The organism is Aeromonas sp. Y289-2, from assembly GCF_027705925.1.
GTDB classification, from domain to species: domain Bacteria; phylum Pseudomonadota; class Gammaproteobacteria; order Enterobacterales; family Aeromonadaceae; genus Aeromonas; species Aeromonas veronii.
The window spans coordinates 769664-784577 of record NZ_JAPDCH010000001.1 but is presented as its reverse complement, the minus strand read 5'-3'; the positions used below and the strand labels follow the sequence as shown (position 1 = coordinate 784577).

Annotated in this window: 15 protein-coding genes and 1 pseudogene; 14 read left to right on the top strand and 2 right to left on the bottom strand. The window is 58.7% G+C overall.

Annotation, left to right across the window (positions count from 1 at the left end; all coding sequences use genetic code 11):
* Nucleotide 1: 1 nt before the first annotated feature.
* The 13 genes from OKC43_RS03415 (at nucleotide 2) to OKC43_RS03355 (ending at nucleotide 10763) form a co-directional block, all read left to right on the top strand.
* On the top strand, nucleotides 2-187 hold the full coding sequence (locus OKC43_RS03415) for a DUF2635 domain-containing protein (RefSeq protein WP_270803887.1): 186 nt from the start codon (nucleotides 2-4) through the stop codon (nucleotides 185-187).
* Between the two features lie 2 nt (nucleotides 188-189).
* Nucleotides 190-1683, top strand: a complete 1494-nt coding sequence (locus OKC43_RS03410; RefSeq protein WP_270803886.1) for a phage tail sheath subtilisin-like domain-containing protein — start codon at nucleotides 190-192, stop codon at nucleotides 1681-1683.
* A gap of 10 nt (nucleotides 1684-1693) precedes the next feature.
* Nucleotides 1694-2050: a phage tail tube protein gene (locus tag OKC43_RS03405; protein WP_270803885.1), complete on the top strand. Its 357-nt coding sequence runs from the start codon at nucleotides 1694-1696 to the stop codon at nucleotides 2048-2050.
* A 1-nt stretch (nucleotide 2051) separates the two neighbouring features.
* The gene (locus OKC43_RS03400; RefSeq protein WP_270803884.1) at nucleotides 2052-2438 is read left to right on the top strand and encodes a phage tail assembly protein; all 387 of its coding nucleotides are present in this window, start codon (nucleotides 2052-2054) and stop codon (nucleotides 2436-2438) included.
* A gap of 138 nt (nucleotides 2439-2576) precedes the next feature.
* On the top strand, nucleotides 2577-4322 hold the full coding sequence (locus OKC43_RS03395; RefSeq protein ID WP_270803883.1) for a hypothetical protein: 1746 nt from the start codon (nucleotides 2577-2579) through the stop codon (nucleotides 4320-4322).
* Between the two features lie 10 nt (nucleotides 4323-4332).
* The gene (locus OKC43_RS03390; RefSeq protein WP_270803882.1) at nucleotides 4333-5739 is read left to right on the top strand and encodes a DNA circularization protein; all 1407 of its coding nucleotides are present in this window, start codon (nucleotides 4333-4335) and stop codon (nucleotides 5737-5739) included.
* Nucleotides 5732-6811: a phage baseplate assembly protein gene (locus tag OKC43_RS03385; RefSeq protein WP_270803881.1), complete on the top strand. Its 1080-nt coding sequence runs from the start codon at nucleotides 5732-5734 to the stop codon at nucleotides 6809-6811. Before OKC43_RS03390 ends, OKC43_RS03385 begins: the two co-directional genes overlap by 8 nt.
* Nucleotides 6805-7359: a phage baseplate assembly protein V gene (locus tag OKC43_RS03380; RefSeq protein ID WP_270803880.1), complete on the top strand. Its 555-nt coding sequence runs from the start codon at nucleotides 6805-6807 to the stop codon at nucleotides 7357-7359. Before OKC43_RS03385 ends, OKC43_RS03380 begins: the two co-directional genes overlap by 7 nt.
* A gap of 6 nt (nucleotides 7360-7365) precedes the next feature.
* A complete protein-coding gene (locus tag OKC43_RS03375) occupies nucleotides 7366-7818 on the top strand; it encodes a phage GP46 family protein (RefSeq protein WP_270803879.1) in 453 nt (150 codons plus the stop codon).
* A complete protein-coding gene (locus tag OKC43_RS03370) occupies nucleotides 7808-8875 on the top strand; it encodes a baseplate J/gp47 family protein (RefSeq protein ID WP_270803878.1) in 1068 nt (355 codons plus the stop codon). Before OKC43_RS03375 ends, OKC43_RS03370 begins: the two co-directional genes overlap by 11 nt.
* A complete protein-coding gene (locus OKC43_RS03365; RefSeq protein ID WP_270803877.1) occupies nucleotides 8860-9441 on the top strand; it encodes a YmfQ family protein in 582 nt (193 codons plus the stop codon). The genes OKC43_RS03370 and OKC43_RS03365 overlap by 16 nt, the downstream gene beginning before the upstream one ends.
* A gap of 2 nt (nucleotides 9442-9443) precedes the next feature.
* A complete protein-coding gene (locus OKC43_RS03360; protein ID WP_270803876.1) occupies nucleotides 9444-10154 on the top strand; it encodes a phage tail protein in 711 nt (236 codons plus the stop codon).
* A complete protein-coding gene (locus tag OKC43_RS03355; protein ID WP_270803875.1) occupies nucleotides 10155-10763 on the top strand; it encodes a tail fiber assembly protein in 609 nt (202 codons plus the stop codon).
* A gap of 142 nt (nucleotides 10764-10905) precedes the next feature.
* Here the strand turns inward: OKC43_RS03355 and OKC43_RS03350 are convergent.
* Together OKC43_RS03350 and fadE are read right to left on the bottom strand one after the other, a co-directional pair.
* Nucleotides 10906-11286: pseudogene (locus OKC43_RS03350) on the bottom strand (amidohydrolase); the annotation flags it as partial.
* A 179-nt stretch (nucleotides 11287-11465) separates the two neighbouring features.
* Nucleotides 11466-13922, bottom strand: a complete 2457-nt coding sequence (gene fadE, locus OKC43_RS03345) for an acyl-CoA dehydrogenase FadE (RefSeq protein WP_270803874.1) — start codon at nucleotides 13920-13922, stop codon at nucleotides 11466-11468.
* A 255-nt stretch (nucleotides 13923-14177) separates the two neighbouring features.
* On the opposite strand from fadE, the gene lpcA reads away from it, so the two are divergent.
* The gene (gene lpcA / locus OKC43_RS03340; protein ID WP_005334485.1) at nucleotides 14178-14756 is read left to right on the top strand and encodes a D-sedoheptulose 7-phosphate isomerase; all 579 of its coding nucleotides are present in this window, start codon (nucleotides 14178-14180) and stop codon (nucleotides 14754-14756) included.
* Nucleotides 14757-14914 lie beyond the last annotated feature (158 nt).

Here is a 14914-nt window from a genome sequence, read left to right as displayed (position 1 = left end):
AATGATGGAACTGCATCTGAAACCGGCCCCCGGGCTGGTCATCAAAAAGCCGGATGGCAGCAAGCTGGCCGCCGATGGCGAGAAGGTACCGCGCACCAGCTTCTGGCTGAAACGGCTGGCCGATGGTGATGTGAACGAAGTTAAACCGGCCGCCAAGGCCACCAAGAAACCGCAAGCGAAGGAGTGACCATGACTCTCGGAACTATCCCCAGTGATGTGCGCGTGCCGCTCGTCTATATCGAGATCGACAACTCGCAGGCCCTGAGCGGCAACATCGCCCAGGATCAGAACGTGCTGCTGTTCGGTCAGATGATCGAATCGGGTACCGGTGCCGGTACCGCAGATCCGGAGACCGTGGTCGAGATCCCGGTCAGCGAATCGGCCATTGATGCCCTGTTTGGTCAAGGCTCCATGATGGCGCTGGCTGCCAAGCGTTATCGCAAGGCCAACAGCTACACCCGCACCTTTGCCATCGCCAGCGGCAACCTGACTGTCGGAGCGTCAGCGTCAGGCTCCTATATCTTCGGCGGCCCTGCTACTCAGGCCGGTACCGTCTATCTGCTGATCGCCGGTCAGTCGGTGCAGGTTGGCGTGATCGCCGCCGATACCGCAGCCAGCATCGCTACCAAGGCAGCGTCCGCCATCAACGCCAACAAGAACCTGCCGGTTACCGCTGCCGTGGATGGCACAGATACCGCCCGCGTCAACGTCACCGCCAAGTGGAAGGGACTGACCGGCAACGATATCGACCTGCGTTACAACTACTACGCAGGCGAGCAGCTTCCGCCCGGTGTCACCATTACCTATACCGGCATGGCCAACGGTTCCGGCGCCCCCGATATGGCCGCGCTGATCGCCGCCATGCCGGACGAGTGGTACAACCACATCATGACGCCGTTCAACGACACCGCCAGCCTGAACACCCTGCGCGATGAACTGCTGACCCGCTGGGGCCCGCTCAAGATGTCTGAGGCGATCGCCTATACCGCCTTCCGTGGTACCTACGGCGAGACCATCACCTTCGGCGAAGCACGCAACGACTTCCTGCTCTCCTGCATGGGGACCAGCAAGTCACCCCATGCGCCGTGGGAGTGGGCGGCCAGTTATTGTGGTATCGCGTCCTATCATCTTGCCATCGACCCGGCGCGCCCGCTGCAGACGCTGGTTCTTCCCGGCATTCTTCCTCCGGTCAAGGCAGACAGATTCCCTGCACTACCAGAGCGCAACAACCTGCTCAAATCCGGTATCGCCACCTATCAGGTGCAGCCCGGTGACGTGGTAGCCATCGAGCGCGAAGTGTCGATGTATCAGAAGAACGCCTACGGCGACCCTGATCCCTCTTACCTCGATATCACCACCCCGGCCACCCTGGGCAAGATGCGGTACGACGTGCGGGTAATGGTTACCAACCGCTTCCCGCGCCACAAGCTGGTTAACGATGAAGCGTTGCCGCTGATTGATCCAGGTCAGCCCGTTGTTTCACCGAAGCTGATGGAAGAGGCTTTGCTGGAAGTGGCGCTCGACTGGGTTGCGGCTGGCCTGATGGAGAACTTCGACCTGTTCAAAGAGACATTGAGCGTGGTTCGTCCATCTGGCGATCGCAATCGTCTGGATGCGCTTAGCCATCCGGATATCGTCAACCAATTCCGCATCTTCGCGGAACTGATCCAGTTCAAACTCTAAGGGGGACACCATGGGACAAATCCTCGGTGAAGTGACCATTCGCGCAAATGGCAAGGAATTGAAAACCAAGGGGGGGGCCGTTCTTAACCCGGGCGGCTATACCCGTACTCAGCACCCTGGCCCTGGAAAAACTTGGGGTAAAAGCCGCAAGTATGTTGGCCCAAGCATCCAAATGGTTATTGCGGCCGATGAGGATGTTGATGTGATGGAGATCAATGCCATCGAAGACGCAACCCTCACTTGGGATGGTGATAACGGAGTCAGATATATGATGAAAAACTCCAGCACAAATGACCCGGCAACTCTGCGTGAAGAGAGTGGCGATATAGATGCCACCTTCTTTGGCAGCAAAGTGGTGAAAATATAATATGGCTATTATTACCTTCGAACTTGAGCACGGATTGAAGGCGGAGGGGAGCGACGGAGAGTCGCTCCTTTATCGTGAAGTTGGCTTGCGTGAGCTGACCACGCCTGATCTTATCGATGCTCAATTGGCCGCTGAAAAAGTGGTAGTCCATGCCAATGGTAAGGCCGTTGCTTATACCAGTGATGTGCTTTATGGATTGGAATTATTGCGCCGCCAAATTTCATATATAGGTGAGTTGCCGGGTCCTATCGATATCAAGGAGATTCGAAAGCTTAAACCGGAAGATTTCGCTCTTATTCAGAGCAAGGCGCAAGAACTTGATCAGGCATTGGCGGAAGAGTTGGCAAACAGGATAGAAGCGCGGGGGCGATCTGATTCAGCTGGTTGATTGGGCAATGGGGCTAAAGTTTGCCATGAGCAAATATATGCCACCTTCCGAGCTGGATAATTTGCCATTGCGCCATCTATCTATTCGTTTCGATAAATTAAAAAAGGCGCTGACGCCGAATAAATAAAGGTAAATATCATGGCCAAGCAACTTGTCACCGATATCGTTATTAACCTCGCTGGCAACTTGGCCGCCAAATCACGGCAATATGGCCAGAGCATGAGCCAGTTTGCTGCCAGCAATCAGCGCGCTATGGGCTTGCTGCGCATGTCTACCGATGCCGCATCCCGTGGCATCGACTCCCTGGGCAATCGTTACGTAGCATTGGGTACCGCCATGGTGGGCGGTGCCGCCGTTCGTGGCTATGCCCAGCTCGATCGCCGGATCTCCCGCATCGCCATCGCCGCCGACATCAGCCGCGATAAGGCCAAGGAGCTGAAGGACGAGATCAACGCCGTCAGCAACACCAAGGGAATTCGCATCGACCCCAACGAAGCGACAGCAGCAGTCGAAGAAATCCTGACCAAGACCGGCGATCTTAATTACGCCATCAACAACCTGCCCAATATCGCCGCCGTTATCCAGGCTACCGGCGCAGGTGGCCTTGAGGTCGGCGGTATCTTCACCGAGTTCAAAAAGCTGGCCATCGACTCCAGCGAAGCAGCGATGAAAGCGATCGATACCCTCAACCTGCAGGGTAAGCAGGGCGCATTTACCCTGGGCAATATGGCCAAAGAGGGCCCCAAGATTTTTGCCGCCTATGCGGCCACCGGCCGTCAGGGTGCCGAGGCAGTCACCGAGCTTGGCGCGGCGCTGCAGATCATCCGTCAGGGTGTCGGATCTGATTCCGAGGCTGTGACGGCGTTCGAATCCATCATCCGCGATATCACCCGCCCGGAGACCGTCAAAAAGCTCAAGCAGCTTGGCAATATCGATGTGTTCGACCCGGAGCAGCTCAAGCAGGGTAAAGAGGTGATGCGCAGCTTGCCGGTGCTGATTGAAGAGATCGTCACCAAGTCGAAAGGGTTATCTACCAACCTCGCCCCGCTGGCTCTGACCGATGAAGCCAAGCAGGCGCTAAAACCGGTGATCGCCGAGTTCGTCCAGACTGGTGATGTCAAGGCGTTTGACCAGTTCCTCAAGCTATCTGGCGATGGCGCCACCACCCTGAAAGATGCTGCCGTGGCCGCCAGCGACTTTGCCGCCAGCCTGCAGCTGGTCAGCAATAGCTGGAACCAGTTTGCCAACCAGCAGCTGGCCGCGCCTATTGCTGAACTGGCCGATGCCATTAACAGCCTGGATCCGGATGCGGTGCAGAACTGGCTGGAGACCGGCAAGAACATCGCCCTGGTTGTCGGTGGTCTGGTAGCCGTCAAGAAAGGGATCGACGCCATCAAATGGACGAAAGGCGTATGGGATGCTGCCAAGCCGAGCAAGGGTGGCGCCGGTGGCCTTGGCGGTGCCATGGCCGATCTGGGCGCGACCCCTGTCTATGTGGTCAATATGCCGGGTGGTGGCATGGGCGGGATGGGCGGTGCTGCTGATCTCCCTGGTGGCGGCGGTGGCAGCAAGGGTGGTAAAGCCAAGTCGGCGTTTGCCAACGTGCTGGCCGGCACCATGCTTTACCCTGCTGTGGACTATGCCGCTGAGTCGCTGTTCGGTGATACCAAGTTCGCCCAGTGGGCCAAGAGCACCACCCTCGGCGATTTGGGCAGCGATGCCTGGAACATGCTTAGCCGTGAAGGGGTGACCCCGAGAAGCCGCGAGCAGGTGATGGGCTCTCTCGATATCAAGGTCAGCGATGACCGCATCACCGTTCGCGCCCGCGACGCCGCTCCCGGGCTGCAGGTGCGCGTGGATAACGGCCCTTCATTGATGCCTTAAGGGGGTTTGAATGAGCTTTGAAGAGCGTTTGACCGCCTCGATCCGGGGCGTTCCATTCCTGCTGAATACCGTGGAAGGCAAAGGCGGCCGCCGTGCCATCCCCCGCGAATACCCCAAGCGCGAAAGCAGCTGGACTGAAGACAACGGCGCGGCGATCACCAACGAGCAGATCACCGGCAAGCTGGTTGGTAAAGACTATCTATCCCAGCTGCGCGCCCTGCTCGATGCCCTGAACCAGCCCGGAACCGGCGAGATGATCCACCCGTGGTGGGGCGTGCGCACCGTGCAGGTAGGCGACGTCAGCCACCGCCTTGATAACGAAGAGGATGGCGTTGCCTATGTGACCTTCACGGTCTGGGAAGCGGGCAAGAACCTGTTCCCCTCTGCTGCCATCGATACCGCCACCACATTGGGTAATGCCGCCGACGCGGCGCAGGGTGCCAGCGAGCAATCATTCCTCGATTCCTTCGTCACAGGCATCGATAACATGGGCGTGATGGTCGATACCTTCCTCGACGATCTGGACGAGTTGACCCGTGGCCTGCCATCCCTGCCTGACCAGTTCCGCGAGTGGACCGATCGCCTGATGCGCACCAAGGATAGCGTCGGCGCGCTGCTGGCCTACCCGGGCGAACTGGCCCGCGAGGTGACCGGCATCGTGGAGGATGTCAAAGGCGTGGTGACTGACCCCATCCGAGCGCTCTCTGTCTATGACCAGGTGAGCCGCCGTTGGGAAGGGATGCGCGCCGAGCTGGCCATCACAGGCGGACTGCCGACCAGCATCAACAGCGATGTGACCACCGGCGTTGCCTCGTCGGTACCTACCATTGACACCCCCACCGAGCTGAATGCCGCGCTCGATAATGGCAAGGCCTTCACCGCGCTGATTGACCGTGCCACCGCTACGGCGGCGGCCAGTGCCATTGCCAGTGCGGATCTCGGTACCACCCGCGACTTTACCCCAGACCAGACCGGTCAGGTGACCATCGGCCAGTCGCTGACCGGCGATCAGGTCAACAACCAGATCAGTCGCCCGGTCACCATGGATGGCGTAGTGGGGGCAGATCGCAACCTGCTGCTCACCGCAGACGATCTGGAGCAGCTGGCCAACTACTGGGCCAATCGTCTTGCCGAGCTGGCCATGGATGCGGTAGAGGCCGAGCAGAGCGATGTCTGGCGTGCCCTGCGCGATCTGCGCCTTGCCCTGCTCAATGACAGCCGCGAACGGGGCGCCAAGCTGCCGCGCCGCCGTCAGATCACCATGACCACTACCACCCCGTCTGCCCTGCTGGCGTGGCAGCAGTATGGCAATGCCGAATACCGCGATCGGCTGGTGATGGGCAACAAGCTGCGCGACCCGGCATTCATCACCCCGAGCACGACCATTCAGGTGATTGACGAGGTGACCAATGGCTGAACCCATCACCCTGCGCGTCGATAGTCAGCTCTATAGCGGCTGGCAGAAGGTGCGCGTCACCCGCAGCCTGCGCGATATTGCAGGTGATTTCGAGCTGCACCTGACCCGCAAATGGGATGATGCCAAGGCGATGGCCATCCGCGAAGGCAGCGCCTGCACCGTGCATATCGGCAACGATCTGGTGTTGACCGGCTACGTGGACGACTTCACCCCAAGCTATGACGCCAAAGAGGTGAGCTGGGTGGTGAGCGGCCGCAGCAAGACCAGCGATCTGGTGGACTGCTCAGCCATCTACAAGAGCGGCCAATGGCAGAACGTCACCCTCGACAAGGTGGCCCGCGATATCTGCAAGCCGTTCGGTATCGAGGTGGTGGTCGAGTGCGATCTTGGCGCGGCCTTCCCCCGCGTGGCCATCGAGCAGGGCGAGACCTGTTTCGAACTGCTCGATCGCTTGGCCAAGCAGCGGGCCGTGCTGCTCACCACCAACGAGAAGGGCCAGCTGGTGCTGACGCAGGCCAGCGAACAGGAGATGGGCGCCAGCCTTATCCTGGGCAAGAACATTCTTGCCGCCCGTGGCAACTTCAGCATGCGCGATCGGGCATCAGAATGGATCGTCAAGGGCAGCAGCTACGGCGGCGGCTCAACGTGGGATAACACCCCGACCACTACAATCGGCGGCCAGAAGGCGACCATCAGCGATCCGGATGTGCCGCGCTATCGCCCCCGCATCATCATCGCCGAAGATGTCACCACAGTGGCCGGTGCCAGCAAACGCGGCCAGTGGCAAAAACAGCGCAGCATCGGCGAAGGTACCCAGACCGAGATCACCGTCGCTGGCTGGCGCACCCAAGGGATGGAAGGCGACAGCGGCCCGCTCTGGCGCATCAACCGCATGTGCCCGGTGAAGGACGAGATCCAGGGGCTGGATGTGAACTGGCTGATCGTCTCGGTGACCCTGATGGAAGATGACCAGGCAGGCCGCGAGGCCATCATCAACCTGACCCCGCGCGAGACGATGCTGATCCCCGCAGAAGTAACCAAGAAACAGACCAAAGAGGTGACCACATGGTAAGCATTCGTGATGTGCAGAAGCTGATGGCCCCGCTGCAGCGTCGCCTGCGCCTGATTGCCGATCGTGCCATCGTTACCCTGGTCAATGACGCCCTGCAGCGCCAGAACCTGCAACTCAAAGTGCTGGCCGACGAAGGGGCGGATGATGTCGAGCGCTTCCAGAACTACGGCCACACCAGCGTGCCGCCAGAAGGGTCTGAGGCTATCGTGCTGGGGCTGGGTGGCGCCCGTGCCGGACTGGTAGCCATTGCCGTCGAACATAAGGGATTTCGCCCGAAAGGCTTGGAGGCGGGGGATAGTTGCCTATACCATCTGGAGGGTCATAACCTCACCTTGCGCGAGGATGGCGTCGCGGAGCTAACCGCGAAAAGCGTCATTATCCGCGCCACTGAAAAACTCACCATCATATCCACTGATAACGAAATTCAAGGCCCGCTGCATGTCACCGGTCAAATCACTTCCGATACGGATGTGAAGACCGGATCCATTTCGCTCAAGGGCCACAAACATAATCAATCAGGTGGGGGGCAGACATCCGCCCCCGTGTGAGGGGCGATGACCACAGCCATCATTTGGAACAACGAGACCGGCCGGGGCGATATCGAAATCACCTCGGCCGGTTTGCGTCAGGATGATGGCCTCGAAACGCTGGTGCTGCAGGTGCTGTTCACCGATGCCCGTGCCGATGACTCCGATGTGCTGCCAGACGGTACCGGAGATAAGCGCGGCTGGATTGGCGACACCTTTGCCGACCAGCCTTGGGGCAGCAAGCTCTGGCTGCTTGACAGAGAAAAGCTCACCACCGACGTGCGCAACAAGGCCGTGACCTACGCACAAACCGCCCTTGATGCCCATTTAAAGCCTGATTACGCCAGCAATATCGTGGTGACCGGCTCCATTCCCCAGTTTCAGATGCTGCAGCTTAACATCGCCATCACCCGCCCTAACGGAACCAACATCCCCATGACCATCAACAAGCGGTGGGAGGCGCAATCCAATGCCGTATAACGTCCCCACCCTGCGCCAAATCACTGCCAGCGGCCTGCTCGATATCGAGTCAAGCCTTGACACCGTGCTGCCCAAGTTCGGCATCGAGCAGGCGCTCAATGCTGCCGTTTCAGCTGGCCAGCGCGACCTTTACGATCATCAGATGTGGATCGTCCGTCAGATCATCCCGACCAGCGAATCGGATGACCAGACCATCATCGAGGTCGCCCAGTTTGAAGGGGTGATCCGCAAGCAGGCTACCTATGCAGCTGGCCCCGCCACGCTGCAGGGTACCGTGCCAGCGCCTGTTGGCACCGTGCTGCAGCACAGCGACGGCCGTCAATACACCGTCACAAGTAGCGCCAGCCCGAGTGGTGGCGTTGTTGCTGTGCAGGTTCAGGCTACAGAGGCGGGCGCAGCAGGCAACCTTGCCGCAGGCCAACCGCTGGCACTGGTAACGCCCGTTCCCGGTCTGCAATCCAACGGCGTCAGCGAAGACATCAGCGGCGGTGCCGATATCGAGCCCATTAACCAACTGCTGGAGCGCCTGCTATTCCGCAAGCGCAACCCGCCACTGGGCGGCGCTGTGCATGATTACGTGGCATGGATGCGTGAGGTGGCAGGAGTTACCCGCGCATGGTGCTTTGATGCGTGGCAGGGTGGCAGCACCGTCGGAATTGCATGGGTTTATGATGACCGGACCGATATCCTGCCCACCGTGACCGACAAGGAGAACATGCAGCAATGGCTGTTCCGCCATCCTGACCCTGCCACTGGTGTGCTGGTTGGCCGCACAGGTGGCATCGAGCCGGTTGATATCGGCCTGACGTTGAAAGCCACGCCGCTCACCATCACCCCGACCCCTGACAGTGCCGATATTCGCGCTGCGATTTTCGCTAACCTGAATGGCTATCAAAGCACGCTCGAACCCGGTCAAACCATGTTGCTATCGCGCATTCGCACAGCCATTGGTTCGGCTGCTGGAGTGGAAAACTACACCTTGAATTTATCGGCAGATGTGCCAGCAACAAGTAACCAGCTGAATGTCATAGGAGCCATCACATGGCCCACGCTGTAGAGCAATGGCATGAGGTATTGCTGCAGCAGATGCCGCGTGGTCGGGCATGGCCACGTGATCCTGAGTCGAACACGTCAAAGTACGTACTCGGCTTTGCCAAGCGCCTGGTCGATTGCGAGGTCAGCGCAGACCAGCTTTATCTTGAGATGCGACCAGAAACTACCGTGCAGCTGCTGCCTGATTGGGAAGAGTATCTTGGCTTGCCTGAGTGCGCGGTACCGAACCAGACATTCGAAAGCCGCCGCAATGCAGTCATCGAGAAGTACCACCGTAAAGGCGGCCTGCAAACTTGGCAGATCGAAGCGCTGGCGCTCGCCCTTGGCTTTACCGTCGAGGTGCGCGAGCACTTCCCCCATCACGTTCTGCGCCCAGTGACGTACCCCATCTGGCCAAACCGCTGGCGTTACACCTTGGAAGTGGTGGTGTTCGGTCTGCCTGATGGGCGTTTTCGGGTGACCGACACCGTGATCACCCCACTTAAAACCCAGACGGCACTGCTGCTGGAATGTACTCTGTCCCGCTACAAGCTGGGCGGATTCACCTATGAATTTGTCTATGAGGTCTGACTATGTACTGGCTTGATAACAATAGCGGTATCTCGACCATGCCCACTACTCCTGCGGTTGTCTCGCTAACCAAGAAGTTTTTTTCTAATGGTGGCGTTGGGGAGCCGCCGAGCATTCCTGAAGATTTCTGGTTCAACATGGTTCAAGAGGAGCTGCTTGGAGTTCTGACGTTGGCAGGCATTACCCCTGACAAATCAGACCTGAATCAGGTAGCCAAAGCGATCCAGTCCATTGCATTCAGCGCTTACCCAGTTGGCTCACCGATCCCTTGGCCTACTACTGTTCCGCCATCTGGTTTTTTGGTAATGACTGGTCAGTCATTCAATCCTTCAACTTATCCAAAACTTGCGATGGCTTACCCAGGTGGAGTTTTGCCTGACATGCGGGCCCAGTTTATTCGAGGCCTGGATAGCGGAAAAGGTATAGATGTCGGGCGAGCCATACTTACATTGCAAGGTGATGCGATAAGAGAGATTTCCGGGTCTCTCCGTACTGTATCTGACGCGTCTCTATTTGAGGGGCCAGGTCAAGGCGCTACTGGAGCATTTGTCCCGTCTGAACTGCGTAAATTTGCCACACTTACCACTAGCGCTGGCTCTTTAGACAACTACCCAAGAACAATTTCCTTTTCAGCCGCTGCCTCTGGTGTTCCGGTGGCGGCAGAAAACAGGCCAAAAAACGTTGCGTTTAATTTTATAGTGAGGGCTGCATAAATGAACGAACCGCGCGTTGTTTGGGGTGAAGATGGTTTTGCCTCAGAAAGTGGATGGGCGTTTGCTCATTGCATCAACCAATCAACAGGCGAGCTATTTTATTCCCAAGATGTTTGGGTTGTGGTGGGCACCGGGCTTCCTGCAGGCGCTTTTTTGGACTCACCACCTCAAGCAGAGGATGGTAAAGCTATCGTTCGTCAAAATGGAGCATGGGCTTTTGTCGATGATTTGCGTGGCACAACTGCATATAACAAACAGACTAAGCAATCCGAAGTGATCACCATGCTTGGTTCTTTGCCATCTGAACTGACTATTATTTCTCCTAAGTCTCAATTTGATGTATGGAGCGAAGAGTATGGCAGTTGGGTTAAAGATAATCAGGCTGAGCTTGACTGGCTGACACAGCAAGCCACTTACATGCGCAGCGCATTGCTTGGTGAAGCCAGCAACGAGATTTCCGCCTTACTCGACGCTCTTGACCCCGCAGTCATATCTGACCCCAGTGATGCCGTGCAAGCCAAGCTGCTTGAATGGAAACAGTACCGAGCGGCTCTTGCCGTCATTGACTGCTCTGTTCACCCTGTTCAGTGGCCTGCAAAGCCGGTTTAAACTCAGTTCAATCTCACTATTCACAAGGGGCTAATAGGCCCCTTTGTTATCTCTTACATGCTTAATTCCTAGTGAATTGATCACTCTTCTTAGTGATCAATTCACTAGCTTCTAGTGATCATTCTACCCGCGCGGCTACATGGGAGGCAAAACCCTCCTGCTGCGGCTGGTGTTGTTCAGCGTCGGACTCTTCTACTTCCACCGCGTCGATATCGAAGCGAAAGGCCAGGGTCGGACCGGGACGGCCGGTATCCAGCTCTCCCATCAGGCCAGTGACATCGCCGATCCGCTCCAGCCAGTCGGGATGGGCTCCCTGACGGCGGGCGCGAGCCTTCTCGGCCGCCACATCGACATCGCGCCCCATCATCAGATTGCTGGCCAGCAGTTTATCGCCGAGCACGATGCGATAACCGAGCTCGCTCAGGTGGTGGGCAATCAGGCTGGTGGTGCGAAACTCTTTCCAGGCGGCTTCCGGCAGGCGGTGCAGGTCGCGGCGCCACAGGATCAGGTGCTCAAGGGTCATCTTGGCTTCCTTGGTGATTCGATTTGTCGGCTATTGTGCCTTTTTTCCCGGCTGACCACACGGGGCCTGCAGCTGGTCGGGGGAGCTGTGCGTGCGAGTGGTGGCTGTGAGGGCCGTGAATAGTGGCGAGCGCCCATAAAAAACGCCTCCACAAGGGAGGCGTTGTCGATAGCTGGTTATCAGGCCGCGTGATGGTAAGCGGAGGCTTCAAACAGCGTCTTGTTGGCCACCAGATCGATGGGGTCAAAATCATCGACGTTGATGGTGCGCAGGCGACTTACTTCGGCGCGGCGCAGTAGCTCGGCTTCGCTCTGGGTCAGTACGCCAGCCGCGAGGCCCATGTCGGCCACCTTGTCCAGCGCCATGAAGGGACGCTTGATACCATCGCTCTTGCAGACTTTCTCGAACAGCGGCTCGGCGGCCAGCACGTCATCGAGCGCCTGCTCCAGCAGGCCGAAGGGGTTGCCCTCTTCGCGAGTCAGGTATTGGCCCTTGGCCAGGCGGCTGCGAGTCTCGCTCGGGGTTTGCAGCAGACGGGCCACTTGTTGGTCCAGCTTGTCGCATGGACGGTTCAGGTCTCGACCCAGCGGCAGCACCACGGCGCGCAGGGCAAGACCAATCCAGCGGTTCGGGAAGTTGCGCAGCAGCTCGTCGATCGCCTCTTGTGCCTTGAACATGGCATCTTGCAGTGCCCAGTGCAGCAGCGGCAGGTCGGCCTGCTGGCGTCCCTCATCCTGATAGCGCTTGAGGGCGCTGGAAGCCAGATAAAGCTGGCTCAGCACGTCGCCAAGACGGGCGGAGACCCGCTCCTTGCGCTTGAGCTCGCCACCCAGGGTACCCATCGCCATGTCTGACAGGAACGCCAGGTTGGCCGAGAGGCGGGAGAGCTGCTGGTAGTAGCCCTTGGTCTGATCCTTGTACGGTGAAGCGGCAAAGCGTGCACCGGTGATACCGAGCCAGAAACTGCGCACCAGGTTGCTGATGGCAAAGCCGACGTGGCTGAATACCGCCTTGTCGAAATCCTTCAGCGCCTGCTCCTTGTCGGGATGGCTGGCGGCCAGCATCTCCGGCAGTACATACGGGTGGCAGCGGATAGCGCCCTGACCGTAGATTATCATGCTGCGGGTCAGGATGTTGGCCCCTTCCACCGTAACGGCGATGGGGGCACCCTGATAGCCACGGGCCAGATAGTTGTTGGGGCCCATGCAGATGGCCTTGCCGCCGTGGATGTCCATGGCATCGATGATGCACTTCTGGGCACGGTCGGTGAGGTGGTATTTGACGATGGCGGAGATGACCGAGGGCTTCTCGCCAAGGTCGATACCGGTCACGGTCAGGTTGGCTGCGGCGCCCATGATGTAGGCGTTGCCGCCGATGCGGGCCAGCGGCTCTTCAATCCCTTCCATCTTGCCGATGGGCAGCTTGAACTGGCGACGGATGCGGCTGTAGGCGCCGCTCGCCAGGGCCAGCATCTTGACGCCGCCAGTGCTGTTGGAGGGCAAGGTGATGCCGCGACCGACCGACAGACACTCGACCAGCATGCGCCAGCCCTGACCGGCCATGGCCGGGCCACCGATGATGAAATCGAGCGGGACGAACACATCCTTGCCCTGGGTCGGGCCGTTCTGGAACGGCACGTTGAGCGGGAAGTGGCGACGGCCGATGCCGACCCCCTTGATGTGAGTGGGAATGAGGGCGCAGGTGATGCCGAGCTCTTCCTCTTCACCCAGCAGGTGTTCCGGATCACGCAGTTTGAAGGCGAGACCCAGCACGGTAGCAATAGGGGCGAGCGTGATGTAGCGCTTGTTCCAGGTGAGGCGCATACCGAGCACCTCTTTTCCTTCCCACTCGCCCTTGCAGACGACACCGAAGTCGGGGATGGAGCCGGCGTCAGAACCCGCCTCCGGGCTGGTCAGGGCGAAGCAGGGGATCTCTTTGCCTACCGCCAGGCGGGGCAGGTAGTAATCCTTCTGCTCGTCAGTGCCATAGTGTTGCAGCAGTTCGCCCGGGCCCAGCGAGTTGGGCACGCCGACGGTGGAGGCGAGCACGGCGCTGGCACCGCACAGTTTTTGCAGGACGCAGGACTGGGCGTAGGCCGAGAACTCCAGACCGCCATATTTCTTCTTGATGATCATGGCGAAGAACTTGTGGTCCTTCAGGTATTGCCACACCTCGGGGGAGAGGTCCGCGCGCTCGTGGGTCACTTCCCAGTCACTCACCATGCGGCACACTTCCTCGACCGGACCATCCATAAAGGCCTGCTCTTCGGCAGAGAGGGTGCTGACCGGGATGGCGTGCAGCTTTTTCCAGTCCGGGTTGCCCGCGAACAGATCGGCTTCCCACCAGGTGGTCCCCGCTTCAATCGCCTCTTTCTCAGTGCGGGACATCTCCGGCATGATCGATTTGTAGATCTTGAACAGCGGCTTGGTTATTTGATTGCGGCGAAATTCCACCAGATTGAGCGGGATGGCAATCACCGCGAACAGCGCCCATACCAGCAAGGACACATGACCATAGAGGGTGCCAAGCACCAGGGCGGCGCCGGTGACCAGGGTGGAGATGAACAGGGATGCCCGGCGATAGGCCAGGGCTCCGATAACCAGGATCACCCCGAGCAGAGTGAGGGTCGTCGTCATTGCTTGCTCCTTGCGTGGTTAGGTTGCCAACGTGGCGTAACTGATCCAGAGGTCTGACCTGTTGGATATGGCCCCTGTTGTAATTCATACGCACAAAGTTATCAAGCTGTTTACATCTTCATTACCTTCCCTCTGTGATCCCCATAACGCTCACGCGTCGCCAGCGCTGTGGCTCGCAGGGGGGCGACTGTGCGATTCGCTTGTGCGAGAATAGCCGCGATCTACACGCACACTAAAAACAGTGGAAGAGACATCATGTACCAAGAATTGATCCGCAATGAACTGACCGAAGCTGCCAGCGTGCTGCAGGCCTTCCTGGCTGATGAGCAGAACCTGAAAAACATCGAAGCGGCCGCCAAACTGCTGGCCGACTCTTTCAAGGAAGAGGGCAAGGTGCTCTCCTGTGGCAACGGTGGCTCCCACTGTGACGCCATGCACTTCGCCGAAGAGCTGACCGGTCGTTACCGCGAGAACCGCCCGGGTTATGCCGGTATCGCCATCTCTGATCCGAGCCACCTCTCCTGCGTCTCCAACGACTTTGGCTATGACTATGTATTCTCCCGCTACGTAGAAGCGGTCGGCCGCCGTGGCGACGTGCTGCTTGGCATCTCCACCAGCGGCAACTCCGGCAATATCTTGAAAGCCATCGAGGCTGCCCGCGCCAAAGGGATGAAAGTGATCGCCCTGACCGGCAAGGATGGCGGCAAGATGGCAGGTCTGGCGGATGTCGAGATCCGCGTGCCGCACTTTGGCTATGCCGACCGTATTCAGGAAGTGCACATCAAGGTCATCCACATCCTGATCCAGCTGGTCGAAAAAGAGATGGCCAAGTAATCAGGCCATAACTACCAGATAAGGGCTGCGCCGGTAGCATGGTTCGCCATCTGCCGGTTGTTGCCAGTCACAGGGGAAGGGATTGCGCCTTCCCCTGCTGTCTGTCGAACCAGCGTGCTGGTCGAACATGACACAAGCCAAATCATGAAAGGAGTCTG

What these genes read in the sequence shown, in the direction of transcription:
- OKC43_RS03415 (WP_270803887.1), top strand. Translation starts at nt 2, where the DNA reads ATGATGGAACTGCATCTGAAACCGGCCCCCGGGCTGGTCATCAAAAAG.
- OKC43_RS03410 (WP_270803886.1), top strand. Translation starts at nt 190, where the DNA reads ATGACTCTCGGAACTATCCCCAGTGATGTGCGCGTGCCGCTCGTCTAT.
- OKC43_RS03405 (WP_270803885.1), top strand. Translation starts at nt 1,694, where the DNA reads ATGGGACAAATCCTCGGTGAAGTGACCATTCGCGCAAATGGCAAGGAA.
- OKC43_RS03400 (WP_270803884.1), top strand. Translation starts at nt 2,052, where the DNA reads ATGGCTATTATTACCTTCGAACTTGAGCACGGATTGAAGGCGGAGGGG.
- OKC43_RS03395 (WP_270803883.1), top strand. Translation starts at nt 2,577, where the DNA reads ATGGCCAAGCAACTTGTCACCGATATCGTTATTAACCTCGCTGGCAAC.
- OKC43_RS03390 (WP_270803882.1), top strand. Translation starts at nt 4,333, where the DNA reads ATGAGCTTTGAAGAGCGTTTGACCGCCTCGATCCGGGGCGTTCCATTC.
- OKC43_RS03385 (WP_270803881.1), top strand. Translation starts at nt 5,732, where the DNA reads ATGGCTGAACCCATCACCCTGCGCGTCGATAGTCAGCTCTATAGCGGC.
- OKC43_RS03380 (WP_270803880.1), top strand. Translation starts at nt 6,805, where the DNA reads ATGGTAAGCATTCGTGATGTGCAGAAGCTGATGGCCCCGCTGCAGCGT.
- OKC43_RS03375 (WP_270803879.1), top strand. Translation starts at nt 7,366, where the DNA reads ATGACCACAGCCATCATTTGGAACAACGAGACCGGCCGGGGCGATATC.
- OKC43_RS03370 (WP_270803878.1), top strand. Translation starts at nt 7,808, where the DNA reads ATGCCGTATAACGTCCCCACCCTGCGCCAAATCACTGCCAGCGGCCTG.
- OKC43_RS03365 (WP_270803877.1), top strand. Translation starts at nt 8,860, where the DNA reads ATGGCCCACGCTGTAGAGCAATGGCATGAGGTATTGCTGCAGCAGATG.
- OKC43_RS03360 (WP_270803876.1), top strand. Translation starts at nt 9,444, where the DNA reads ATGTACTGGCTTGATAACAATAGCGGTATCTCGACCATGCCCACTACT.
- OKC43_RS03355 (WP_270803875.1), top strand. Translation starts at nt 10,155, where the DNA reads ATGAACGAACCGCGCGTTGTTTGGGGTGAAGATGGTTTTGCCTCAGAA.
- fadE (WP_270803874.1), bottom strand. Translation starts at nt 13,922, where the DNA reads ATGACGACGACCCTCACTCTGCTCGGGGTGATCCTGGTTATCGGAGCC.
- lpcA (WP_005334485.1), top strand. Translation starts at nt 14,178, where the DNA reads ATGTACCAAGAATTGATCCGCAATGAACTGACCGAAGCTGCCAGCGTG.